Annotated in this window: 19 protein-coding genes; 7 read left to right on the forward strand and 12 right to left on the reverse strand. The window is 44.5% G+C overall.

Annotation, left to right across the window (positions count from 1 at the left end):
• Nucleotides 1–69: 69 nt before the first annotated feature.
• Nucleotides 70–1,734, forward strand: coding sequence for an asparagine synthase B (asnB, locus tag OH456_RS15275; RefSeq protein WP_006071905.1), 1,665 nt, complete (start codon nucleotides 70–72; stop codon nucleotides 1,732–1,734).
• A 71-nt stretch (nucleotides 1,735–1,805) separates the two neighbouring features.
• On the opposite strand, the gene OH456_RS15280 is transcribed toward asnB, so the two are convergent.
• A complete protein-coding gene (locus tag OH456_RS15280) occupies nucleotides 1,806–2,990 on the reverse strand; it encodes an NnrS family protein (RefSeq protein WP_198557390.1) in 1,185 nt (394 codons plus the stop codon).
• A 256-nt stretch (nucleotides 2,991–3,246) separates the two neighbouring features.
• Between OH456_RS15280 and OH456_RS15285 the strand changes: the two genes are divergently transcribed.
• Nucleotides 3,247–3,558, forward strand: coding sequence for a PTS fructose transporter subunit IIB (locus OH456_RS15285; protein ID WP_038225448.1), 312 nt, complete (start codon nucleotides 3,247–3,249; stop codon nucleotides 3,556–3,558).
• 2 nt (nucleotides 3,559–3,560) lie between these two features.
• Entirely contained in the window at nucleotides 3,561–4,355 is a 795-nt protein-coding gene (locus tag OH456_RS15290; RefSeq protein WP_038222491.1) for a PTS sugar transporter subunit IIA, read from the forward strand.
• On the opposite strand, the gene OH456_RS15295 is transcribed toward OH456_RS15290, so the two are convergent.
• Nucleotides 4,350–5,180: a helix-turn-helix transcriptional regulator gene (locus tag OH456_RS15295; protein WP_006071913.1), complete on the reverse strand. Its 831-nt coding sequence runs from the start codon at nucleotides 5,178–5,180 to the stop codon at nucleotides 4,350–4,352. The genes OH456_RS15290 and OH456_RS15295 overlap by 6 nt on opposite strands.
• A 430-nt stretch (nucleotides 5,181–5,610) precedes the next feature.
• Here OH456_RS15295 and OH456_RS15300 point away from each other — a divergent pair, with 430 nt between their 5' ends.
• On the forward strand, nucleotides 5,611–7,503 hold the full coding sequence (locus OH456_RS15300; RefSeq protein ID WP_270033786.1) for a PTS fructose transporter subunit IIABC: 1,893 nt from the start codon (nucleotides 5,611–5,613) through the stop codon (nucleotides 7,501–7,503).
• A 229-nt stretch (nucleotides 7,504–7,732) separates the two neighbouring features.
• Nucleotides 7,733–8,734, forward strand: coding sequence for a substrate-binding domain-containing protein (locus tag OH456_RS15305; RefSeq protein WP_270033788.1), 1,002 nt, complete (start codon nucleotides 7,733–7,735; stop codon nucleotides 8,732–8,734).
• A 65-nt stretch (nucleotides 8,735–8,799) separates the two neighbouring features.
• Here OH456_RS15305 and OH456_RS15310 read toward each other — a convergent pair whose 3' ends face one another.
• Both OH456_RS15310 and OH456_RS15315 read right to left on the reverse strand, forming a co-directional pair.
• Nucleotides 8,800–10,185 carry an MFS transporter gene (locus OH456_RS15310; protein ID WP_270033789.1) on the reverse strand — a complete coding sequence of 462 codons (1,386 nt, stop codon included), beginning with the start codon at nucleotides 10,183–10,185 and terminating at the stop codon, nucleotides 8,800–8,802.
• A 69-nt stretch (nucleotides 10,186–10,254) separates the two neighbouring features.
• A complete protein-coding gene (locus OH456_RS15315; protein ID WP_270033790.1) occupies nucleotides 10,255–11,325 on the reverse strand; it encodes a cellulase family glycosylhydrolase in 1,071 nt (356 codons plus the stop codon).
• Between the two features lie 218 nt (nucleotides 11,326–11,543).
• On the opposite strand from OH456_RS15315, the gene OH456_RS15320 reads away from it, so the two are divergent.
• Nucleotides 11,544–12,560 carry a LacI family DNA-binding transcriptional regulator gene (locus OH456_RS15320; RefSeq protein WP_270033791.1) on the forward strand — a complete coding sequence of 339 codons (1,017 nt, stop codon included), beginning with the start codon at nucleotides 11,544–11,546 and terminating at the stop codon, nucleotides 12,558–12,560.
• A gap of 52 nt (nucleotides 12,561–12,612) precedes the next feature.
• Here OH456_RS15320 and galM read toward each other — a convergent pair whose 3' ends face one another.
• From galM to mglB, 7 genes are all read right to left on the reverse strand, one after another.
• Nucleotides 12,613–13,686, reverse strand: a complete 1,074-nt coding sequence (gene galM / locus OH456_RS15325) for a galactose-1-epimerase (RefSeq protein WP_268665903.1) — start codon at nucleotides 13,684–13,686, stop codon at nucleotides 12,613–12,615.
• Nucleotides 13,683–14,840, reverse strand: a complete 1,158-nt coding sequence (galK, locus tag OH456_RS15330) for a galactokinase (protein WP_062457044.1) — start codon at nucleotides 14,838–14,840, stop codon at nucleotides 13,683–13,685. Before galK ends, galM begins: the two co-directional genes overlap by 4 nt.
• A 78-nt stretch (nucleotides 14,841–14,918) precedes the next feature.
• On the reverse strand, nucleotides 14,919–15,971 hold the full coding sequence (gene galT / locus OH456_RS15335; protein WP_270033792.1) for a galactose-1-phosphate uridylyltransferase: 1,053 nt from the start codon (nucleotides 15,969–15,971) through the stop codon (nucleotides 14,919–14,921).
• Nucleotides 15,972–16,023: 52 nt separating this feature from the next.
• Entirely contained in the window at nucleotides 16,024–17,043 is a 1,020-nt protein-coding gene (gene galE, locus OH456_RS15340; RefSeq protein WP_270033794.1) for a UDP-glucose 4-epimerase GalE, read from the reverse strand.
• Nucleotides 17,044–17,342: 299 nt separating this feature from the next.
• On the reverse strand, nucleotides 17,343–18,350 hold the full coding sequence (gene mglC, locus OH456_RS15345) for a galactose/methyl galactoside ABC transporter permease MglC (RefSeq protein WP_006071930.1): 1,008 nt from the start codon (nucleotides 18,348–18,350) through the stop codon (nucleotides 17,343–17,345).
• Nucleotides 18,351–18,360: 10 nt separating this feature from the next.
• Complete coding sequence (mglA, locus tag OH456_RS15350) at nucleotides 18,361–19,869, reverse strand: galactose/methyl galactoside ABC transporter ATP-binding protein MglA (RefSeq protein WP_006071932.1); 1,509 nt, start codon at nucleotides 19,867–19,869, stop codon at nucleotides 18,361–18,363.
• A gap of 135 nt (nucleotides 19,870–20,004) precedes the next feature.
• Complete coding sequence (gene mglB, locus OH456_RS15355) at nucleotides 20,005–20,979, reverse strand: galactose/glucose ABC transporter substrate-binding protein MglB (protein ID WP_006071934.1); 975 nt, start codon at nucleotides 20,977–20,979, stop codon at nucleotides 20,005–20,007.
• Between the two features lie 442 nt (nucleotides 20,980–21,421).
• Here mglB and OH456_RS15360 point away from each other — a divergent pair, with 442 nt between their 5' ends.
• A complete protein-coding gene (locus OH456_RS15360; RefSeq protein ID WP_038225461.1) occupies nucleotides 21,422–22,765 on the forward strand; it encodes an MATE family efflux transporter in 1,344 nt (447 codons plus the stop codon).
• A 54-nt stretch (nucleotides 22,766–22,819) separates the two neighbouring features.
• Here the strand turns inward: OH456_RS15360 and OH456_RS15365 are convergent, their stop codons facing one another.
• Nucleotides 22,820–23,905 carry an ABC transporter ATP-binding protein gene (locus OH456_RS15365; RefSeq protein ID WP_006071937.1) on the reverse strand — a complete coding sequence of 362 codons (1,086 nt, stop codon included), beginning with the start codon at nucleotides 23,903–23,905 and terminating at the stop codon, nucleotides 22,820–22,822.
• Nucleotides 23,906–23,982: the final 77 nt, after the last annotated feature.

Raw genomic sequence — 23,982 nt, forward strand, 5'->3', positions numbered from 1 at the left:
GGTTGCTTTTTTTTGAGCAGATGGCAAATTGAACTCAACAGCGTTAAATTTCATCTAAAAGGAAGTTGTATGTGTTCAGTATTTGGCATTTTAGACATAAAAAGTGATGCAGCCGCTCTACGTCCAGTCGCGTTAGAGATGTCTAAAAAGCTTCGTCATCGTGGACCAGATTGGTCTGGTATCTATGCTTCAGACAAAGCAATTCTTGCGCATGAGCGCCTGGCTATCGTTGGCCTTAATAGTGGTGCTCAACCACTTTACAGCCAAGATAAAAAACACATCCTTGCTGTTAATGGTGAAATCTACAACCACAAAGAAATTCGTGCTCGCTATGAAGGCAAATATGAGTTCCAAACTGACTCAGATTGTGAAGTCATTCTAGCGCTATACCAAGACATGGGTGCAGACCTACTAGAAGAGCTAAACGGCATTTTCGCTTTCGTCCTTTATGATGAAGAGAAAGATGAGTATCTTGTTGGCCGTGACCATATTGGTATCATCCCGCTTTACCAGGGCTATGACGAACACGGTAACTACTATGTTGCGTCAGAAATGAAAGCGCTAGTTCCTGTTTGTAAGACTATTAGCGAATTTCCTCCAGGCAGTTACTATGGCTCTAAAGATGCAGAGCCGCAGCGTTACTATATTCGTGACTGGAACGAATACGCAGCAGTGCAAGGCAACAGTACAAGCAAAGAAGAGCTGACTGAAGCACTAGAAGCGGCGGTTAAGCGTCAGCTAATGACAGATGTACCTTATGGCGTACTACTTTCAGGTGGTCTTGACTCTTCTATCACTTCTGCTGTCGCAAAACGTTTCGCAGCAATGCGTATTGAAGACGATGAAAAGTCAGCGGCATGGTGGCCTCAACTTCACTCATTTGCAGTTGGCCTCGAAGGTGCTCCAGATCTCAAAGCCGCTCGTGAAGTGGCTGACCAAATCGGTACCGTTCACCACGAGATGACCTATACCATTCAAGAAGGTTTGGATGCGATTCGCGATGTTATCTACCATATCGAAACGTATGACGTCACCACAATCCGTGCTTCAACGCCTATGTTCCTAATGGGACGTAAGATCAAAGCAATGGGTATTAAAATGGTTCTTTCTGGTGAAGGGGCAGACGAGATCTTTGGTGGCTACCTGTATTTCCACAAAGCGCCAAACGCAAAAGAGTTCCACGAAGAAACAGTTCGTAAGCTGCTTGCATTGAACATGTTTGACTGCGCACGTGCCAACAAATCACTTGCAGCATGGGGCGTTGAAGGCCGTGTACCTTTCTTAGATAAAGAGTTTATCGATGTAGCAATGCGCTTAAACCCTGAAGACAAAATGTGTGGCAACGGTAAGATGGAAAAACACATCCTGCGTGAGTGTTTTGAACACTACCTTCCAGAGTCAATCGCATGGCGTCAAAAAGAGCAGTTCTCTGACGGTGTAGGTTACAGCTGGATTGATACACTGAAAGAAGTGGCTGAAGCGAAAGTGACTGACCAACAAATGGAAACCGCAGCATTCCGCTTCCCATACAACACGCCAACAACAAAAGAAGGTTACGCATACCGTGAAATCTTCGAAGAGCTGTTCCCACTCGAATCTGCGGCCCAATGTGTTCCAGGTGGCCCGTCGGTAGCGTGCTCTTCTGCAAAAGCACTTGAATGGGATGAATCTTTCCAGAACTGTGTTGATCCTTCAGGTCGAGCTGTTCAAGCAGTTCACAACGACTCTTACTAAGTGTCAAAGTTAACCTAATCCAAAAAAACCAGCCTCACGGCTGGTTTTTTTATTTGAACACTAAATTGACGTTAGCCCGGGTGACCATCCACTCTTGGAGTAACTAGCATTTTGCCAAAGTGGTATACATACATACCGAACGCAAAGGCCCAAAGCCCCGCACTAATATCAATCATCAGGAACATGTGCTGTGGCCACACGGCCACACCAATACTACGAATGACTGCTGCAACAATAATAGCGACAAATGCCCATGTCATATTAGGGCCCTTATAGATAGCACGACCGGTATGCCCCATCGTCACGCGACTGATCATAGATAAAACTACGCCACCTAACGCGCCTACCGCAAACAAGTGCAGCATAGCGTGTGATGCAAAAGCATCGCTTAGCATTCCTCGGTACAACAGGCTTAATGGCAGACATAAATAAGTCAGCATTAATGACCAAACTAAAGGTTCAGAAAGCGTCAGCCAAGGCTTCCAACGCAACCAACGCACTAATTGAAACAGCCCTGCAATCAACATAAGCGGTTTACCCAGCACAGCAAATGATAACGGGAAGAAACTCAACACAAATAACCCCATCAGAGGCAGCGTCGCTAGCCACTCCAGCCAAACTAATGGCTGGGGTTTATCAAACTGGAATCGGCGCGAAGAGAAAAACGGAATCACTCTACCGCCCATTACTGAGATCAGGATAGTGAACCACCAGATCATCGCGCCCCATACCGCACTTGAACTAAATGGAGGCATTCCTTTAACAGTGGCATAACTGGCAAAGTTGGCAAAAATAGCTAACAAAAACAAAGGCACAAAAAACAAGTTCTTCCAGCCTTTTGACTGGTAAACCCTAAAACCCACTTCGTATGCGGCTAGCAGGATGAACAACGACTCAATACTAGACGTCAACCACAACGGTACTGGTGTCCAAAACAAAACACGTGTTAGCCCCCACAGTGTAACGAGCAATAATAGGCGATAATGCTTAGTTCCGTTAACTCCGGTCCATGTCTGCACTGCTGTTAGGACAAAACCGACCACGATTGCCATCGCAAAACCGAATATCATTTCATGGGCATGCCACCATAACGCGGGGACTTGCAACGCTTCGGGCTGACCTTTTTGGAACATGATGACCCAGGCCACCACCGCAAAGATGGCATAAACGCTTCCGAGTAAGAAAAAAGGACGAAAACCAAGACGAAGCCAAGCTGGTATCTTCTCTTCAACCTTTTTATCAGTAATATTTAGCATAACGACTCACTTAAAATGACATACATTTGTGTAATTGCACAAATCATACCAAGTAACAAAGGCCCCATATTTCGGGCACCACGAGTCCAAATTGCTTAAAATAAAGTCAAATGGACATAGGTAAAATACAAGTCATTATGACTCATATGGGTTCAATTTAAATCATCCAGAATTTGATCTCTTTGCTATACGAATCAATGACAAATTAGTACTCTAACGCTCACTTTATTCTGGTTGATAATATAGAGAATAGACAATGAAAATGGTTGCGGTCACAGCTTGCCCAACTGGTATTGCTCATACGTATATGGCAGCTGACGCTATTCGAAAAGCGGCTCAAAAAGAAAATATAGGCATCAAAGTAGAGACTCAAGGTGCAATGGGTATTGAAGGACAACTGAGCACCCAAGATATCGCTAATGCCGATCTTGTCCTCATTGCTTCCGATATTGAAGTTGAGCACCGAGCTCGATTTACGGGTAGTAAAATACACTGCGTCACAATCGAAGAGGTTCTGACTGATGTTGATTCGGTTATACAGCGTTGCATGGGGCTTGTTAGAGGTTAACCTTGATAGAACGTAGAATCACCTTTGTCCTACCGGAAGACGGGTTTTCTGGATGGAAAATCAATCGATTAAAAACACTGAGTAACATGTTTCGCTCAGTGGTGATTCTGCGTAATTTAACCTGCTGGGATAGTGCTAATATAGAGCATCCACTGCGTATTCTTTCACTAGCAGGCAAACAAGATGACCTTTGCCAGCTGCACATTGAAGGCTCAGATGCTGAGCTTGCTTGTATGGTCTTGATGGACTTTATTGCTGAACACTTTATGTTGGTGAATACGGCTCATCGCTCCAATAAACACGCCAATCTATCGTTATTGAGAGGATTAAGCACCTTCCGGTTACCATTTGAAATCGACTACCATTTTGCTCGTGATAGCAGCAACGATAAAACCGCCATTCTTGAGCAAGTCGCTAATCTGACAGCCCAAGTTAACTCCGCAGAGATGACACAGAACTTACTGAAACGAGAACAGTATTCGTCAACTGCAACGGGTAAAATGATCGCATTACCACACATACTCACTAGTGACGTAGATAAAGCATCGCTGACCGTCATTAAGTGTGAGAACCCTGTCGATTGGCAAGCACCTAAACTAGGACCCGTTACTCTGGTTATTGCCCTAATACTCCCCTCTCCTCCGGAGCGCTCGCTATTAGTGAGTTTTACTCATCTCACCAAATCGCTATTGGATGAGGAGTTTTGTCAACTGCTGACCTCCAGTAGAGAGCCTGAAGCAATAAAAGCGATATTGATTCATCAGCTGGTCAAAGGTCAACGGGCAAATGCCTTATAATACCTGCCGGTACTCGCTTGGCGTTTGCCCTGTTCTTGACTTAAATACTCTAAAAAAGTAATTCACATCTTGATAGCCACAGCGTGTTGCCACTTCCTGCAGCTTAAAGTCGTATTTTTTCAGCATAAACTTCGCGCGTTCCATTCTCACCCATGTGATGTAGTCCGCTAAAGTCATGTGCCCTTGCTGGCGGAACAGTCTCGATAGGTGATTAGGACTAATATGAAATCTCTTCGCAATACTACTGCGAGTAATAGTGCGGTGGAAATTCTCCTGAATGTAAATACAGATACCCTGGTACAGGTCGCCACTTCGTAAGTTATCCGATGGTTCTGACACCATAGACTGGCTATAGGAAAGTAACGCCATGAGCAAGTGCTCATCCATTGGGGACTTCTTCGGCTCTCTTGCTATCGCATTGAGCGCCTCGAGAATATGGTCAATGGCATGACCCGTACGTGTTTGCACACTGTGTTTTTGGATATCGTAAAACCCAGTTTCACCCTGTCTCTTACTCACCAAGCTAAAGCCTAGTTGGCGCTTCCCAAACAGCAAACTTAATACTGAGCAGTCCCCTTGCCAATTTGGTTTGTTCCAGCAGTTCGGAGGAATGTACAACGCATCACCCGATAATACCTTGATTGAGGATATACCCTGTTCAGGATCTTCAAGTTCATTCTCATACTCTCCACTAATTACCAACTCAAGCCTTGGGAAATTAACTTGATAGCTAAACGGTGGTGGCGTGAGCTGATCGGCAGCAAACCAGATTCGGTTGAAATGCTCCCTTTCGGCAATTAACGTTTCAATTAAATTGTGGAACATTGGCGAATTTCTCCAGCGACCAAATAGAAATATGAGCTCTTTTCGTGAGCTGCGTCATGCATTTCTGCGACATTCAGGAGGTTACAAAGCTCTAGCCAAGTCTAACATAATGATAATTACGACAATAATAACAACTAGAAACAAATAAATATGTAATTGATAAATAAAAAGTTTAACACTGTTCACTTACCAAAAATGGGTTATATAAAATATTGAGCCAGTTCACATTAAAATTCCATAGGTACAATAATCCAGTAAAAGCCTTTATGGTGCTCTAAAATTTCTTGCCAAAGCCACCGATAATTACCCTATCGAATGACTACATCACTTCTCAGCGAATCGGTCACCCCACTACCGGGATGTCAGTATGTTGTAAATGAGAAATCGTGTAGTCCAACCTCCACCTACAATGGTCAATAGGACAATCATTATGATTACGGATCTCATTAATGAAAAACTGATCTGCCTAAATCTAAAAGCAACGAGCAAGGACGAAGTATTCGCAGAAATGGCGCAGTTGCTCCATACTCAAGGCAGAATTAGCGATAAAGCACAATTCCTAACCGATATCTATGCTCGTGAAGAAATTGGCAATACCGGATTTGAAGATGGTGTTGCGCTACCGCACGCGAAAAGTAAGGCGGTTGTTGAACCAGCCGTTGCGATTGGTGTGAGCCAATCTGGGATCGACTACGGCGCTGAAGATGGTCAACCGTCAAAACTCTTTTTCATGATCGCCTCTCCAGATGGCGGCTCTGATCATCATATTGAAGTGCTTGCTGAATTATCTTCCAAACTAATTGAAGATGGTTTTATTGAGAATTTCCTAAAGGCAGAAACAGAGCAGCAAGCGTTAGAGTTGCTGCTGGCTAAATCTGAAGCACCAGCTAATCAGCTGGAAGCAAACAAAGGCTTTCTTATCGGCGTAACAGGCTGCCCAACGGGCGTCGCACATACTTACCTTGCAGCAGAAGCATTAGAAAAAGGCGCAGCCGAGCTTGGTTATCAAATCAAGGTAGAAACAAATGGCTCAATCGGCGTGAAAAATTCACCAAGTGCTGATGAAATTGCTCGCGCTGATGCCATCATCGTCGCATCAGACAAGCAAGTGGATATGAATCGCTTTGCGGGTAAGAAATTGATCGAAACTGGCGTTAAAGCCCCTATCAGCGATGCAAAAGCTGTTATCAACCAAGCGCTTGAAGCGCCTGAATTTGTTGCTGATGCCAAAGCAGCCAAATCGGAAGACAATTCTTCGAAGCGTTCTGACTTATACCGTTACTTGATGAACGGCGTATCACACATGATCCCGTTTGTTGTAACTGGTGGTCTCTTGATTGCTTTGGCTCTTGCGGTGGGTGGTCAACCTAGCGAAGCTGGCATGGCTATCCCTGAAGGCAGCATGTGGCAGAAAGTACTTGATGTCGGTGTCGTCGCGTTCACTCTAATGATTCCTGTTCTATCCGGTTATATTGCTTACGCTATTGCCGACCGCCCTGGACTTGCCCCTGGCTTGATTGGTGGCTGGATTGCAAACAACGGTTCATTCTATGGTGCTGAGGCAGGTACAGGCTTTATCGGCGCTATCGTTGCTGGTCTACTTGTCGGTTACTTCGTCAAATGGGTTGTCACTCGTAACTATCACAAGTTTATTCAACCACTTGTGCCGATTATGATTGCACCTATTACTGGCTCTCTCTTCATCTCAGCACTGTTCATCTTCGTTATCGGCGCGCCAATTGCAAGCCTTATGGACAGCTTAAATGCGATGCTTATCAGCATGAGTACAGGTAGCGTTATTCTTCTCGGTATCGTACTTGGTGGTATGGCTGGCTTTGATATGGGTGGTCCATTCAACAAAGTAGCGTTCCTATTCTCTGTTGGCATGATTGCAAGTGGTCAAACTCAATTCATGGGTGCGATGGCATGTGCTATCCCAGTTGCGCCACTTGGTATGGGACTAGCGACTGTGTTAGGCCGTAAGTTCAACCTATTCGAAGAGTCTGAACTTGAAGCTGGTAAAGCTGCTGGCGCAATGGGTCTAGTTGGTATCTCTGAAGGTGCTATCCCATTTGCTGCACAAGACCCAATGTCAGTAATTCCTGCAAACGTCGTTGGTTCAATGGTTGCGGCAGTAATGGCGTTCTCATTCGGTATCACTAACAGCGTGGCACACGGTGGTCCAGTTGTGGCTCTACTTGGCGCAATGAACAAACCTCTACTTGCTCTAGTTTGTATGGCAGCAGGTACGGTTGTGACAGCACTAGTTTGTATCAGCTTGAAAAAAATGCGTGCAGCAAAAGCAGAAATGGCTGTTGCATAACCCGAGCTCCTAAAGGTGCCCCCTGCGCCTATCTTTAAAGCCCCGACTCGGGGCTTTTTTTGTTCTAGAACGATATATAACTCCCTCAAAGTGCGAAACGTTTACATCGGCATCAAGTTCAATATCTACAAGGCGTTACACATCACAAAATGTCTAACTTTGTGAAACTTACATTGCGATATTTACACGATAGGAGTCTAATAAAGTCATATCGAGTGAGAGGTTTCAAATGGCAACGATTAAAGACGTAGCAAAGGAAGCTGGCGTTTCAGTAGCAACGGTTTCCCGGGTAATCAACAAGTCCCCAAAAGCAAGCGCGGCATCGATAGAGTCCGTCACCAGCGCAATGAAAAAGTTAGGCTACCGCCCAAATGCAAACGCTAGAGCTTTAGTCAGTCAAAGTACCAATACTGTAGGTGTTTTGGTGAGTGATGTATCTGACCCATTCTTTGGCACCATGGTGAAAGCCGTAGACAAAGTTGCACACCAACATGGAAAACATATCTTAGTGGGTAATGGCTATCACGATGCTGAAGAAGAGCGTAAAGCAATTGAACTGCTCATCAACAGCCGCTGTGATGCCTTGGTGATACATTCCAAAGCCTTGTCTGATGAAGAACTCATTCAATACGCTGAAGAAGTAAAAGGCTTGGTCTACATTAATCGCGACATCCCCCAACTCCCTGGTCGTTGTATCTCGCTAGATAACTATAAAGGAGCCTATATCGCGACCGAGCATCTCATTCGTAACGGACATACCAACATTGCTTGTGTAGCATCTTCACACAATATCGAAGACGTAGATCAGCGACTAGAAGGCTATCGAGATGCCCTTAAGGCCAATAATATAAAGCTGTCCGCCAGCTATATTGAATACGGCTCTCCAGACAGTGATGGCGGCGAAATCGCCATGACCAACCTACTAACGAAATCACGGCCAATTACTGCTGTGGTGGCGTACAACGATAATATGGCAGCGGGTTCTCTATCAGTGCTTGAAGAAAACCAATATGCCTTGCCAAATCAAATGTCTATTATCGGCTTTGATGATGGTTTGATTGCCAAATACCTTCACCCAAAACTCACCACGATCCGCTACCCAATTCAAATGATGGCCGAAAAAGCAGCGCAAATCGCTTTGGCATTATCAAAAAGTGAATCGGTTGAAACCGACCCAATGATTTACTCACCAACATTGGTACAGCGAGCATCTGTAGCTCGTAAGAACTAATTTGATTCCAATGCATAAACGAAAAAACACGGCTTTTGCCGTGTTTTTTATTGCTTATCAACTCGTTAGTTTGTTACTTGCTGTGCGTTAACCGTTTCAACATTAACACCTTCAGCAAACTCACCACGCTGTAATTTTTCACGAAGTATCGCATGCTGATCTTCCGTAAACGTGTATTTCGACATAATAAAGATTCGAATCAGCGCCCCCAGTGCAGGCAATAACGCAATACAGAAGAACATGCCATCAAGCGCTGTCTCAGTCTGCTCTGCATTAGGTACATACCCTATCGAAGCTAAAATAAGGCCTGTTAACCCACCAGCAACCGCTACAGATAATTTGCCAGTAAACGTTTGACCAGAGAAAGTAATCGCCGCTGTACGCTTACCACTGTGATAGTACGAATACTCTACGGTGTCAGCGATCATTGCTGAAATCAGGGGGTTAGTCATCATAAAGATAGCGGTAATCACGGCTAGCCATGACATCACAACCGTCGGGTTATCGTAACCGGTCATGTAGAAACCAACACGTGCAATAATTTCTAATACACATAGCGTGATAAAAATGTCACGTTTCTTAAAGCGCTTCGTTAACACTGGCGTCGCTAAGCAGGCAATCGCACTGACTAAAGTAATCGTACCGATCAGTGAGACTAGTCCAGCATCACCCATGTTGTAAGTGAAGAAGAAAATATACAGACCATTAACTAAGTTAAAGAACACATTCATAAAGAACGCAGCAAGAATAAAAAACAACGGTTTATTCTTGCGCACTGCTTGGAATGTCTGTTTAAGTGTAACCTTCTCACTCGCCGTAGAAATTCGTTCCTTGGTGTTATAGAAGCCATTCCACATGAGCAGCAAACCCGCCACCATCAGGACAATAACTGCAGGTAAATAACCTTGGTCCGCGCGGCCGTCAGCAAAGTAAGCGCTCAGTTTAGGAAATAGCACCAGTGTTGCACCAATACCCGCATTAACACCTAGCATTGCGCATGTTGCTGCTTTTGCACGCTCTTGTGGTTCATCTGTCATAACAGAAGACATAGACCAAAATGGAACATCCGAAATAGTGTATAACGTGCCCCAAAGAATATAGGTGATACCGGCGTACATTACTTTTGTAGATGTATCGGCATCTATATTGTAGAACGACGCAATAGTCACCAATACGATGAGTATTGGCGTAAACAACATATAGGGTCTGAATTTACCAAAGCGAGACTCTAAGGTATCCATGTATCCGGCGATGATAGGGTCATTCACCGCATCCCACACTCGAGCAATTAGAAATATGGTACTCGCCGCGATGGGAGAAATGCCCAAAATATCAGTATAAAAGTAGAGGATAAAGGAACCCACGAGACCAAAGCTAAAGCATTGGCCTACGCCATATCCAAAATAGGACATCAGTTCCTTATTCGAGAGTTTGTTTTGTAGGGTATTCATAATGTGTACTCATCCAGAATTATTATAGTAAAGCCAGTTGCTTCTTTAAGCCACTGGCGAACACTAGCCTCAGTCCAATGTTGCTAGCGATTGAATTAGGTGAACTTCCTTTGGGTCATAGGGGGTGCCATCATCATTAAGCAGATCATGGAACCAGCGTTGCGCATAGTTCTCATCACTACGCTTAATCTCAGGCCATGGTAAGTGTGTTTGTGTTTTGCCCTTAACTAGCCCCCATTGATAGCAACCGATTTGTTCCGTCTGAAACACTGGCAGCTGTTCAAGAAGATGTGACTCAGCGTGACGCGCTAACCATTCGGTACACATCATTGGTCGGTTATGTTGTTTAACGATTTCGACAGCTTGTTCGAACTGTTCAAGAGGCAAATAGGCATGGAAAGTGATGATGTCAGATAGCTCCATCGCTTTAAGGTCTGTTGGGTGTTCATAGAGAGGCAAAGATAGGTCAAGAATACTTGGAGCGTGCCAAGCACCAACCGTCAAAGGTTGTACGGGTTGTTCTTCACGCGCCCACTGGAATGCTTTTTCCATCAATTCATGACTATAACGCTCCATCTCTTCATCGAAAGCAAGCTCACCAGAGGTGGTAAAAATCATTCGGTTAGTTGGCTCGTTATATAAATCCCAAATAACGATGCGTTCATCGGTATTGTAAGTTGAGATAATGTCACGAATATACGCTTCAACCTCTCCCCATTGAGACTTGTCCATAACAACATTACGGCCTGGACTTGCTGCTGCTTGGCTATTGTGAAGCTCTGGTACAGGTAACTTCTGCTCTCCAAGATATGGATGGTCACCAGAGAAACCGCAGTCATCCATTGGAGTCATCATTACTTTGATTTTGTTTCGCTCACAAATATCAAGGAAACGGTCAATCCTTTGATGTAAACCTTCACGATCGACTTGCCACACAATAAACGGCAGATTGGTCCTTAGCGTGTTATACCCCACGCTTGCCGCCCACTCGAGCTCTTGCTCCATGATCTCAGGGTCAAAAGTGTTTGCCTGCCACATTTCCGTCCAGTTCACAGCAGTACGAGGTAAATAATTAAAGCCACGCAACCAACCATGGGTTTCTTGCCATTGCCACGCTTTCTCTTCAGACCATCTTTGCATCTTACTCACCTTGAATTAATAAGATTAATAACTTAACTAATAATATTAGCTAATATATTTATTAATAACTTCAATTAAAGACAAAGGTAATGAATACGTGTTATGCGTCACATCTACTAGAGGATCATTAAATCATTCTGTGATCGTGATCTTTCTAAGATGCATTTAAGTAGGCAATTCGCTAATATATAGCTAATAAAAATATTGGCAGAGACAAGATGACGAAAAGTAAAAAGATCACTATGAGTGACATTGCTGCAGCAGCGGGCGTATCACAACCTACCGTGTCGTTAGTTCTCAATGGCTCTCAAACGGTAAAAATCTCAGAAGCAACGAAGCGCAAAGTTCTCGATACTGCGAAAGAATTGGGCTATCAAAGCAAGAAGGTCGCTCACGCGTTAGGAAGATCGAAGAAAATTGCTATGGTCGTCAATGGGCTAACTAGCTACGATCCTTTCATAGACGCAGTCAATACGGCGAGAGAAGAAGCGTGGAACAACGACTATCTACTAATTACCTTTAGCTACAATCACGATGAAATACTCGCCAATAAAATAGAAACAGAGATCAATAACGGTGATTATGCGGGACTTATTTATGCATCGAGCATGACACGTGAGCTTTCAACGCAAAGAGTACAAACTCACCTACCGACGGTTCTGCTCAATTGCACCATGAGCGTTCAGCAAAACACGCCATCCATCCTACCAGCAGATATGATCGGAGCCTATAAAGCCATCAAGCATCTAACGAATCAAGGCTACAGACGAATTGCTATGTTAGCTGGAGAGAGTTGGATGTATGCATCGACACAACGTATTGATGGCTACAGACAAGCGCTTATTGATGCGGATATTATTCCTAACGAGGATTACGTCTTAGAGGCCAACTGGTCCCTCAAAGAAGCTTACGAGCAAACAAATCGTTTACTGGATTTGGCTATTCCGCCCGAAGCTATATTTTGTAGTAGTGATTATATGGCGATGGGCTGTTACCAAGCGATTGCTGAACGTCAATTAAAAATCCCTAAAGACATTGCAGTTGTTGGTTATGACAACCAACAAATTGCCTCAGAGAGCTTCCCAGCACTTTCTTCTATTGAACTGCCTTACGCTGACATGGGTAGGCTGGCTGTAGATAATATCCTTGCACAAATCCAAGAACAGCCGTTGCTGTCGCAAATCCGAAAAGTTGAAGGCGAACTGATTGTTCGTGCCTCTTCTACTAAGGCATAAAAAAAGTGAGCAGCTGCTCACTTTTTACCAGACGAGTTACTTCACCAATATACTAAAACTTGAAACGGTAAGTGGTTTGATGTTGGTAGTTCTCTCCCGCTTCAAGTACACCATTACTGCTCCCCCATTCCGGGCGATTTGGCCCATCAGGGAAGAACTGGGTCTCAAGAGCTAAACCATCAAGCTTATCGTAAGTACGGCTTAAGCCAGGTGTGCCATCAAGGAAATTACCCGAATAGAATTGTACTGCTGGCTTGGTAGTCTGGACTTCCATCAAGACATCTTGCTCAGGGGATTCCAATGTCGCCACCACAGCACAGCCATCAGTGAGCTTGGCGTCAAACACAAACGCATGATCGTAACCACCTGCTGTGATTTGGTCCTGCTCCGACAAAAAATCTCGACCCACTTGCTTCAGCACTGTGAAGTCAAAGCTGGTTCCCTCTACCGGTTTTAGCTCACCAAGAGGGATCAAATCCTCTCTAGTAGGTAGATAAGCATCAGCACACATTTGCAGTTTATGATCCGTGCTCTTCGCCGTGCTAGATTCGCCAGCTAGGTTGAAATACGCATGATTGGTCAAGTTCATCGGCGTTGTCTTATCACAAGACGCCTGATAAGTAATCATCAACGCATTATTGTCAGTTAGCTGGTATTCAACTTGAACCTTAGCCGTACCAGGGAAACCTTGATCACCATCTTCCGACTGTAACGACATAACAAGAGTTGATTCAGTGTGCGAGTCGATACTCCAACGACGCTTATCAAAACCCTCTACACCCCCATGCAAAGCGTTTTCGCCATTATTACAAGTGACTTGATACGACGTGCCACCTATCTCGAATTGCCCTTTATCAATTCGATTGGCGTATCTCCCCACCACTGAACCAAAATAAGCCCCTTGCCTCATGTGCTCAGCCATATTTGGCGAACGTAACAACACTTCACGTTGTTCCCCTGGCAAGGGGAGCGAGCAACTCAGCCACGTTGCTCCGATATCCATAAAAGAAGCCGTCATACCAGATGCATTTTTAAGGTGGATCACCTTTGCAGGCAGTCCATCAAATGACGCTGATTGGGTCATAGCGTCTTCAATCGTACTAAAATGCTCGCTTGTGGTGATCATTGTGAGACAACTCCTGCGCCATCTTTTGCTTGGCAGACATAAATCGACTCTTTCAAACCTGTAGCCGCTTCATATTGCTCTGCAATAGCCGTCGTAACTGCTTCTACAAGCGTTGGTGGGATAAGAGAAACCACACAACCACCAAAACCACCGCCAGTCATACGCACACCACCTTGGTCGCCGATTACCGCTTTAACGATATCAACAATGGTGTCTATCTCTTTCACTGTGATTTCAAAATCATCGCGCATCGATGCATGAGACTGTGCCATTAGCTCACCCATACGCTTCATATCACCAGTACTTAGTGCTTTTGCCGCCTCAACCGTACGATCGTTTTCAGTAATAACGTGACGAGCACGTTTAGCGACCATCTCATCCAACTCAGAGACACGATCATTAAATTGCTCAATAGTGACATCACGCAACGCTTTCACACCAAAAATGCGAGCTGCTTCTTCACATTGCTCACGACGAGTGTTGTATTCACTGTCTACTAAGCCACGCTTTTTGTTGGAGTTAATAATCACAACCGCCATATCTTCTGGCATTGAGACTGCTTGAGTCTCTAAGCTACGACAGTCAATCAACAATGCGTGATTTTCTTTGCCTTCAGCAGAAATAAGTTGATCCATGATGCCGCAATTGCAGCCCACAAATTCATTCTCTGCTTGCTGGCCGTTAAGTGCGACTTCAGCTTGCGTGATCTCTAAGTTATAAAGCGTTTTAAATGTTTGACCGATAACCACTTCTAGTGCCGCAGAAGAGCTCAGACCTGCGCCTTGCGGTACATTGCCAGACACAGAAATGTCCGCGCCACCAATTTGATAACCGCGAGCCATTAAGAACTTAACCACACCGCGAATGTAGTTCGCCCACATCTTGTCTTGTTGGAAAGTAATCTCTTTAGTGATATCAAATTCGTCAGTAGCATCCTGGTAATCCACAGACACAACACGGACGAGATTATCGTCACGCTTAGCGGCCGCAACTACCGTTTGATAGTTAATGGCACACGGTAGGACAAAACCGTCATTATAGTCGGTATGCTCACCAATCAGATTTACACGACCAGGAGCTTGGATAACGTGTGTCGGCTTGTAGCCCAGTACGTTTTCAAAAGAGTTCGCTACGTTTTGGATTAGGTCTTTCATGTTTTCGTCTCTCAATACCTGATGTTGGTTTGCGTACCAACTAATGCGTTCGGTACGCAGCAACATCAAATTCTTAAATTATTGTTGTTTGTAATGAACGTCGCTCAATGCTCTTAGACGCTCTGCTGCTTGCTCAGCGGTTAAATCACGTTGTGATTCGGCCAGCATTTCATAGCCCACCATAAACTTACGAATGGTTGCAGAGCGCAATAATGGTGGATAGAAAATAGCATGCAGCTGCCAATGCTCTGTGCTCTCACCTTCATCAAAGAATGGCGCGTAGTGCCAACCCATGGAATAAGGGAATGAACACTCAAATAAGTTGTCGTAACGAGACGTCAGCTTCTTAATTGCTACCGTTAAATCGTCTTTTTGTTCTTCACTAAGTTCACTCATGCGACGAATGTGTGTCTTAGGGAGCAACATCGTTTCGAATGGCCACGCCGCCCAGTATGGGACCACGGCAAGCCAGTGCTCTGTTTCTACTACCGTACGGGAACCGTCTTGCATCTCTGCAGTGACATAGTCCACCAGCAGGTTTGAGCCTTGTTGCTGATAGTATTCGCGCATTAAGCGATCTTTTCGTTCAATTTCATTAGGAAGAAAACTGTTCGCCCAAATTTGGCCATGAGGGTGCGGCTGTGAGCAGCCCATTGCTTCACCCTTGTTTTCAAATGCTTGAACCCAAAGGTATTCTTTGCCCAATTCTTCAATTTGCTCATTCCAAGTATCAACGACACAACGAAGCTCTTGGGGGCTAAGCTCAGGAAGCGTTTTACTGTGGTCTGGCGAGAAGCAGATAACGCGACTTAAACCGCGTACCCCTTGGGTTTTAAACAACGGATTGTCTGATTCAGGAGCATCCGGAGAATCTGGCATCAAAGCCGCAAAGTCGTTACCGAACACGTAAGTGCCTTTGTAATCTGGGTTTACATCACCAGAAATGCGCTCGTTGGTCGGACACAAAAAGCATTTCTCATCGTAAGTTGGTAATTGAACGTGAGAGACCTCTTCATTCTGACCACTCCAAGGGCGCTTAGCACGGTGTGGCGATACTAGGATCCATTGGCCTGTGAGAGGGTTATAACGGCGATGTGGGTGATCTACTGGGTTAAATTCAATGCTCGACATAATGCTTACTCAATAGTTAAATTCTAAAAATCAATTGGGATAACAAGGCGGTCTATTCGCTGTCATAACCATTAGGATTGTTTGACTGCCAATGCCATGAATCAGCGGTCATGTCTTGCAATGTACGTGTTGCTTTCCAGTTTAAATCGGCTTCTGCCTTGGCCGTACTTGCCCAGCACTCTGCGATATCACCAGGACGGCGCGGCTGCAAATCATAAGGAATAGGCTTACCACAGGCTTTCGCAAAAGCATCCACCATCTCTAGTACACTGCTGCCTTTGCCGGTACCAAGGTTATAGATATGCAATCCAGACTTAAGGCCAACGGCTTTCAACGCCGCGATGTGACCATCCGCTAAATCCATGACATGAATATAATCGCGAACGCCAGTACCGTCTGGTGTTGGGTAATCATTACCAAACACCGCTAACTTTTCACGGCGACCAACAGCTACTTGAGCAATAAATGGCATTAGGTTGTTCGGAATACCTTTTGGATCCTCGCCCATAGTGCCCGAGGGATGTGCGCCAACTGGATTGAAGTAGCGTAGTAAGGTGATGCTCCACTCTTCGTCCGATGTGAATACATCGCTTAGGCAGCGCTCGACCATAAACTTGCTGGTGCCATACGGATTAGTCGTATTGCCAACAGGAGACGTTTCGGTGATAGGTACTACTTCTGGATCACCATAGACTGTGGCAGAAGAGCTGAAGATAATACTCTTCACGCCTGCTTTTCTCATTGAACGTGCAAGTACTAATGTGCCATTCACATTGTTGTCATAGTACTCGATAGGTTTGGCAACAGACTCACCCACAGCCTTGAGACCAGCAAAATGGATCACCGACTGAATTTCATTTTCCTCAAAAATACGGTCAAGCAGTGCTTCGTCGCGAATATCACCCTGATAAAATGTCGGTACTTGACCCGTTAATGCTTCAATGCGTGATAGCACGGCTTGATTCGCATTACACAAGTTATCGATGATGATAGGTTCGATACCACTTTCCAGCATTTGAACGCAGGTATGACTGCCGATATAGCCCATTCCACCCGTCACTAGTACTTTCACATTACACTCCTACGTTAAACTCTGATTATTGAGCGAGTTGTTACGCGAATACGCTCGTTATTCTCAAACTGAGGAAATTGTAGCAATAGCCAGCAAGATCGATCTGTGATCAAGCGCAAAAAGTGTAAACGTTTACACTAATTTCAATAAAAAACAGCTACCGATAGCGTAAAAGTGGATATGAACACCTTTAGTTAAGGACCCTAAACCCAAAAACCAAAGTTAAACGATTACACAAATTTAACCAATAGCTGTGAAAAGGAAACAAAAAGGCGCCCGAAATGGACGCCTATTGGAAGTTACTTCTTGTTCGCGTACTTCATTGAGTCAAGTGCGACCGCGAAGATAATGATGGAACCTTTGATGATGTACTGCCAGTACGGACTCACACCAATATAAGTCATACCATAGTTGATAACGGTGAAGATAAGAACACCGGTAACGACCCCGGCGATACTACCGACACCACCTGCAAAGGACACACCACCCACCACACAGGCCGCAATGGCATCAAGCTCGTAGAGGAAACCTAAGTTGTTGGTGGCACTACCGATACGGCCTGCTTCTAACATACCGCCGAAAGCGTAGAATACACCAGACAACGCGTACACTTTTAACAGCGTCATTGGTACGTTAACGCCCGACACTTTCGCAGCTTCCGGGTTACCACCCACTGCAAAGATGTTTTTACCAAAGACCGTCTTGTTCCATAGAATCCACATAAAGATGATGGCGATAATGGCGTAGAAGGTTATGTAGGAGAACCTAAAATCTCCCATCCGTATAAAACCTTGCGTGAACACAGAAAAGCGCTCATCGAAACCTGCAATCGGTGATGCACCTACAGAGTCGTAGTAAAGAGAGTTAATACCATAAACGATGATCATCGTACCTAGAGTAGCGATGAACGGTGTTACTTTGAGGTAAGCAACGATGATACCGTTCACTAAACCGATGATTGCACCGATAGCACAAACAACAAGGATAACCGCAACAATTGGCACTTCACCAATGCTTGGGAAAACCTTGTTTACGTTATCAACGGATTGCAGTAACGTCGCGGAGACCACCGCTGCTAAGCCAACCTGACGGCCTGCAGAAAGGTCAGTACCCTGAGTCACAATCAAGCCAGCCACACCCAGAGCGATAATGACACGCACCGAGGACTGAGTCAGGATGTTACTGAAGTTACGTAAACTTAAGAAAGACGGCTCTTGAATCACGATTACCGCTAACAAGATAAAAAGAACCGCATAAATAGCCCCTTCTTTGAGGTGCTTTAGTGCAAATGTTTTTACTGAGTCCATAATATTTTTCCTAGAGGTAACGAGAGGCCAGCTCTAAAATTTCATTCTGAGTAGTATTCTTCGTCTCGACGACACCAGCAGCACGACCATTACTCATCACAAGAATTCGGTCGGTGATACCCAATAGTTCCGGCATTTCTGAAGAGATAATGATGATGCCTTTGTTCTTCTTCGCTAACTCTAAAATAAGTTGATAGATTTCGAACTTCGCACCAACGTCGATACCACGAGTTGGTTCATCAAGCATGAGAATTTCAGGTTGCGTTAACAACCAGCGACCAATGATGACCTTTTGTTGGTTACCACCAGACAGTGATCCAATCGCCGTTTCATGACCCGGCGTCTTCACGCTCATTGAATCAATCACCCATTGAGTGTCACTTTTCATTTTCTTATTGCTTAGCAAACCAGACTTGGTTTTGTATTCCTCAACGTTCGCCACTAAGGAGTTAAAGGTAATATCAAGATTGCCGTAGATACCGGTCGAGCGACGCTCTTCGGTAACCAAAGCAAAACCATTGTTGATCGCCTCATGCGCATCTCGATTTCGCATCTCTTTGCCGTTAAGCAAAATGGTGCCTTCGCTGCGCTCTCGAACACCAAAAATGGTTTCTACGATGTCAGTTCGTTTTGAACCCACCAAACCTGCAACCCCTAGGATTTCGCCGGCTTTAAGTTCAAATGAAACATCTTGAATAGAAGGTTGGTTAAGTGCGGTGAGATTTTTGACCTCAAGAATCGTTTCTTTAGGTACATTACTTTTTTCTGGGAAACGCTGCGTCAGTTCACGACCTACCATCATGGCGATAATAGAGTCCATAGTGAGACCTTCAAGAGGGCGCGTATCGACCCATTGACCATCACGGAGAATGGTGATGTCATCACAAATGGCAAAGATCTCTTCCATTTTGTGTGAGATATAAACAACGCCGCACCCTTTATCTTTCAATTTCTTGATGATAGTAAACAGGTGGTTTACCTCTTTCTCAGTCAGAGAGGAGGTTGGCTCGTCCATGATCACGATTTTTGCATCGTAAGAGAACGCTTTAGCGATTTCCAACATCTGCATTTGTGATACCGATAAGGTATTCACTTTCACTTTAGGATCGATATTGATGTCGAGTTCTTTAAAGATCTCTTTGGTATCATGGTACATTTTGTCGTGATCGACAAAGAGGCCTTTCTTTGGATAGCGGCCAAGCCAAATATTATCCATAACGGTACATTGAAGTACCTGGTTCAATTCTTGGTGAACCATTGAAACCCCAGATTCCAATGCTTCTTTTGATGATTGAAAATCGACATGCTTTCCTAGGAAAACAATATCGCCTTCATCTTTTTCGTATATTCCGAATAGGCATTTTAGTAACGTCGACTTACCCGCCCCATTCTCACCCATTAACGCATGAATAGAGTGTGGTCGAACTTTAAGATTTACCTTGTCTAATGCCTTAACCCCTGGGAAAGACTTACTCACCCCTGTCATTTCTAACAGAAATTCATGCTGTTGATTTTCCATGGCATCACTTATTAATTATCTGGTATTAGGTAGAAATCAGACAAAACAATCCCATACCAATAATTTTAATGATTGGTATCGATATGCTTGGTAGGGATTAAGGGAGAAGTTATCACTTCTCCCTTATTTGCGAGATTATTCTAGAGTTGACTTATCAACGCCAACATAAGGAACACGTACAACTTTGTTGTTCAGTTCCCACTGAGTGCCTTCAGTTGCCGCTTTGCCATTTGCTAGGTTACGAGCCAATTCAAATGTTGCTTTTGCTTGAGAGTCTGCATCGTTAAGCACAGTACCCGCCATTTCACCAGACTTGATAAGCGCTAGTGCTTCCGCTAGAGCATCAACACCGAACACAGGGATATCAGCACCCGCACCTTTCAGAGCTTCTACTGCGCCCATTGCCATACCGTCGTTGTTAGCAATAACCACTTCAATCTTGTTACCGTTAGGGCCAGACAACCATGCGTCCATCTTATCTTTCGCCATCGCTGTATCCCACATGCCTGTATCCATGTGTAGCTCTTCAGTCTTGATGCCGTTGTCATTGATAGTTTTTACAGAGTACGTAGTACGTGCTTCTGCATCTGGGTGACCTGGTTCGCCTTTAAGAAGAACATAAGATAGAACGCCGTCGCCGTTCTTATCCCAAGATGGATTCGCTTTCCATTGCTGAGCAATTAAGTCACCTTGGATGATGCCTGACTCTTTAGAGTCAGTACCTACATAGTAAGCCTTATCATAGCTTGCTAGTGCTTTAGCACTTGGTTCTTTGTTATAGAAAACAATTGGCACGTCATCCATTTTCGCTTTCTGGATGATGGTTGGTGCCGCTGCAGGGTCGACTAGGTTGATAGCAAGCGCTTGAACGCCACGAGCAAGCATTACATCAACTTGGTCATTTTGCATAGACTGGCTGTTCTGAGAATCGTTCATCAGGATGCGAGTATCGCTGTCTTGGCCTGCTTCTTTCTCGATAGCTTGGCGAACTACAGACATGAAGTTATCGTCGTACTTGTAGATAGTAAAACCTACTGTTGTGCTTGCAACTGCTTGAGTTCCGAAGCCCATACCAGCACATAGCGCAGCTAGAAGAGTTAACTTTTTCATTGAACAAGTCCTATTTGTTAATTTTATAGTGTTTGTGTAGGGGATAAAAACGTTATTGTTTGACTAAATTGCATTCAAAGTGAAAACGTTTAACCCAGAGTATAGTGATAAAATGAACAATTAATGTGAGGAAGTTAAAAAAATTTACAAACGTAACAACATCTGTAACGAGTTGTTTAATTTGTTTGAAATGGTTAACACATCATGTAAAAACAAGCTCTCTGAACGTTTCATAGTGTAACATCGAGATCTTGGTCTCCTTTTTTACCGAATTTTGCTGCTGTAATTCTTACGCATTCTCGATCTTCTATGAGAACGTTTACAATAGTTCGAAATATGTCAAACTATCCCCTACCTTTACTAGTGGTATTGCGTTTACTCTATTTGGGAGTACACTTGCCGCCCCTTTAATCAGCTCCTCTATTTAATTAGGCGTAATCGAATGTCTGAAAATGCTTCAGCGCTCAGCAAACGAATGAATATCGTAGCGTTGACTTGGCCAATCTTTATTGAAGTTTTGCTAAGAACCGCACTTAATACCACGGATGTGTTTATGCTCAGTGGGTACTCCGACTTAGCGGTATCCGCTGTTGGTGTTATTACCCAAATTACTTTCTTCTTGATTGTTGTTTCCATGATGGTAAGCAGTGGTACAGGAATACTTATCGCTCAATACAACGGCGCATCCAAATTCAGCGAGTCTGCACAAACTGGTGTTGCTAGTATCTTGTTAGCGGTAGTGGTCGGTGGCGTTCTCAGTCTGTCACTGTTTTTAGGGGCGGAACATTTTATCGCGCTATTTGGTCTTGAAGATCAAGTAGCAGCCTTTGGTTACGAATACCTGATCATCAGCGGCTCCATGACGTTCAATGTCACCATAGGCATAGTACTGACTACAATATTGCGTAGTCATGGTTACTCACGATCCCCTATGGTTATCAACCTCATCGCTGGGGTGATTAATATCGCCGGTAACTATGTAGCGCTGTACCAACCATTTGGGTTGCCAGTCTTTGGCGTTAGTGGCGTTGCGACTGCGACAGTAGTCAGCCAAGTGATCGGTACCTTGTTGATGATCTGGGTCGTTCGTAAAAAACGCATTGAGCTGCCATTTAACCAATGGCGCGAGATCCCTAAAGCACTGTACAAAAAGATTATGAAGATCGGTGCCATGAACGCCGGAGAAATTCTCTCTTACAACATGGCGCAAATGACCATCGTATATTTTGTGGTGCAGATGGGAACCTCTTCCCTTGCCGCTTACACTTACGCACAGAACATCACTCGCGTGTCGTTTGCTTTTGCATTAGCTCTTGGGCAAGCCGGACAAATTCAGGCCAGCTACTTTATCGGTAAAGGCTGGATCGATGACATCTTAGGCCGAGTTCAAAAATACTATTTAGTGGGCCTAATCGCATCGACTGGTATTGTTGTACTGCTATTTCTGTTCCGTTATCCATTGATTGATCTGTTCACACAAGACAGCGAAATTGTTGTTTTAGTGGCACTGCTTATTGGCGGATCAATATTTGTCGAGTCTGGACGCGTATCCAACTTAATATTCATCGCCGCACTCAAAGGTGCTGGCGATATCAAGTTCCCTGTAAAAATGGGGATCTTGAGCATGTGGGGTATTGCGGTTCTGTTTGCCTATCTGCTTGGCATTCATTGGGGCTATGGCGTAATAGGCGCTTGGATTGCTATTGGTATGGATGAGTGGGTTCGCGGTATCGTAATGATTCGACGCTGGCGCTCTAAAGTATGGACACGCTTCGCCTTGACGTAGCGGATAAAAAGTAGCGGATAGAAAAATGGGCTAGCGATTGCTAGCCCATTTTAGTTAGATGTTCGAAATACAAAGTGAATCTAAGAAGATATGGCAATCTTCTACATTGAAACTCAGATCCAACTCATCACCACGAACAACTTCAAAGTCACCTGAAACGTGCACTCGATAGTTATCAAAGCCCGCTACCATACCAAACAGGTATGTGCTGTTCCCCAAGCGCTCTACTGCTTGTGTTGAGAAATGAAGCTTCTGCTCACCAGAGTTATCCAAAGCAATATGCTCAGGACGCAGACCAAAGCTCACCTTATCGCCTTCTTTTACTTTAGACGTATCCACCTTGACCTTAATAGACTGCTCATCTGGTAATGAAATGGTAATGCTATCATCACCAACACTGGTAACGTGTGCAGGTAGCATGTTCATCTTTGGCGAACCGATAAAACCAGCTACAAACTCGTTAGCTGGACTGTTGTAGAGCTCAAGCGGAGAACCCACTTGCTCTACTTGACCATCACGTAATACGACAATCTTATCAGCTAGGGTCATCGCCTCTACCTGATCGTGGGTAACGTAGATCATCGTGGTATCAAGCTCGCGGTGCAAACTGGCAATTTGCAAGCGCATGTCTACACGCAGTTCGGCATCAAGGTTTGATAGAGGCTCGTCAAACAAGAATACTTTTGGATCACGAACAATCGCACGCCCAATCGCCACACGCTGACGCTGACCACCTGACATATCTTTAGGTTTGCGATCCATTAGATGATCAAGTTGTAGGGCTTTTGCTGCGCGGTCTACTCGCGTTTTGATTTCGTCTTTAGGGAAGCCATTCATCTTCATCCCAAAGCCCATGTTCTCCTCAACCGTTAAATGCGGATATAGCGCGTACGATTGGAATACCATCGCAATTCCACGCTCAGCCGGGTCAACATGGTTCACCACTTTGTTATCAATTTCTAAAACACCATCGGTGATCTCTTCTAGACCAGCAATTAGACGTAGTAGCGTTGATTTACCACAGCCCGATGGACCGACAAAAACAACGAATTCGCCTTTTTTGATATCAAGATCCACACCGTGAATAACGGTTGCATCACCATAGCGCTTCACTACATTGGAAAGTTTAATATCTGCCATGTTCTATCCTTTATTCTTTTTGTTCGCTTGCTAAGCGTCTACTTAGCAAGCGAAGTTCAATCTCTATGAATGATGAA

The sequence above is a fragment of the Vibrio sp. La 4.2.2 genome, assembly GCF_027586995.1.
Taxonomy (GTDB): Bacteria; Pseudomonadota; Gammaproteobacteria; order Enterobacterales; family Vibrionaceae; genus Vibrio; species Vibrio mediterranei.

Bases quoted from the DNA above. Each gene is read 5' to 3' on its own strand.
- OH456_RS15360 (WP_038225461.1), top strand. From the start codon at position 21,422: ATGTCTGAAAATGCTTCAGCGCTCAGCAAACGAATGAATATCGTAGCG.
- OH456_RS15285 (WP_038225448.1), top strand. From the start codon at position 3,247: ATGAAAATGGTTGCGGTCACAGCTTGCCCAACTGGTATTGCTCATACG.
- OH456_RS15365 (WP_006071937.1), bottom strand. From the start codon at position 23,905: ATGGCAGATATTAAACTTTCCAATGTAGTGAAGCGCTATGGTGATGCA.
- OH456_RS15300 (WP_270033786.1), top strand. From the start codon at position 5,611: ATGATTACGGATCTCATTAATGAAAAACTGATCTGCCTAAATCTAAAA.
- galM (WP_268665903.1), bottom strand. From the start codon at position 13,686: ATGATCACCACAAGCGAGCATTTTAGTACGATTGAAGACGCTATGACC.
- mglA (WP_006071932.1), bottom strand. From the start codon at position 19,869: ATGGAAAATCAACAGCATGAATTTCTGTTAGAAATGACAGGGGTGAGT.
- OH456_RS15320 (WP_270033791.1), top strand. From the start codon at position 11,544: ATGACGAAAAGTAAAAAGATCACTATGAGTGACATTGCTGCAGCAGCG.
- OH456_RS15315 (WP_270033790.1), bottom strand. From the start codon at position 11,325: ATGCAAAGATGGTCTGAAGAGAAAGCGTGGCAATGGCAAGAAACCCAT.
- mglB (WP_006071934.1), bottom strand. From the start codon at position 20,979: ATGAAAAAGTTAACTCTTCTAGCTGCGCTATGTGCTGGTATGGGCTTC.
- galT (WP_270033792.1), bottom strand. From the start codon at position 15,971: ATGTCGAGCATTGAATTTAACCCAGTAGATCACCCACATCGCCGTTAT.
- mglC (WP_006071930.1), bottom strand. From the start codon at position 18,350: ATGGACTCAGTAAAAACATTTGCACTAAAGCACCTCAAAGAAGGGGCT.
- OH456_RS15305 (WP_270033788.1), top strand. From the start codon at position 7,733: ATGGCAACGATTAAAGACGTAGCAAAGGAAGCTGGCGTTTCAGTAGCA.
- OH456_RS15280 (WP_198557390.1), bottom strand. From the start codon at position 2,990: ATGCTAAATATTACTGATAAAAAGGTTGAAGAGAAGATACCAGCTTGG.
- OH456_RS15295 (WP_006071913.1), bottom strand. From the start codon at position 5,180: ATGTTCCACAATTTAATTGAAACGTTAATTGCCGAAAGGGAGCATTTC.
- asnB (WP_006071905.1), top strand. From the start codon at position 70: ATGTGTTCAGTATTTGGCATTTTAGACATAAAAAGTGATGCAGCCGCT.
- galK (WP_062457044.1), bottom strand. From the start codon at position 14,840: ATGAAAGACCTAATCCAAAACGTAGCGAACTCTTTTGAAAACGTACTG.
- OH456_RS15310 (WP_270033789.1), bottom strand. From the start codon at position 10,185: ATGAATACCCTACAAAACAAACTCTCGAATAAGGAACTGATGTCCTAT.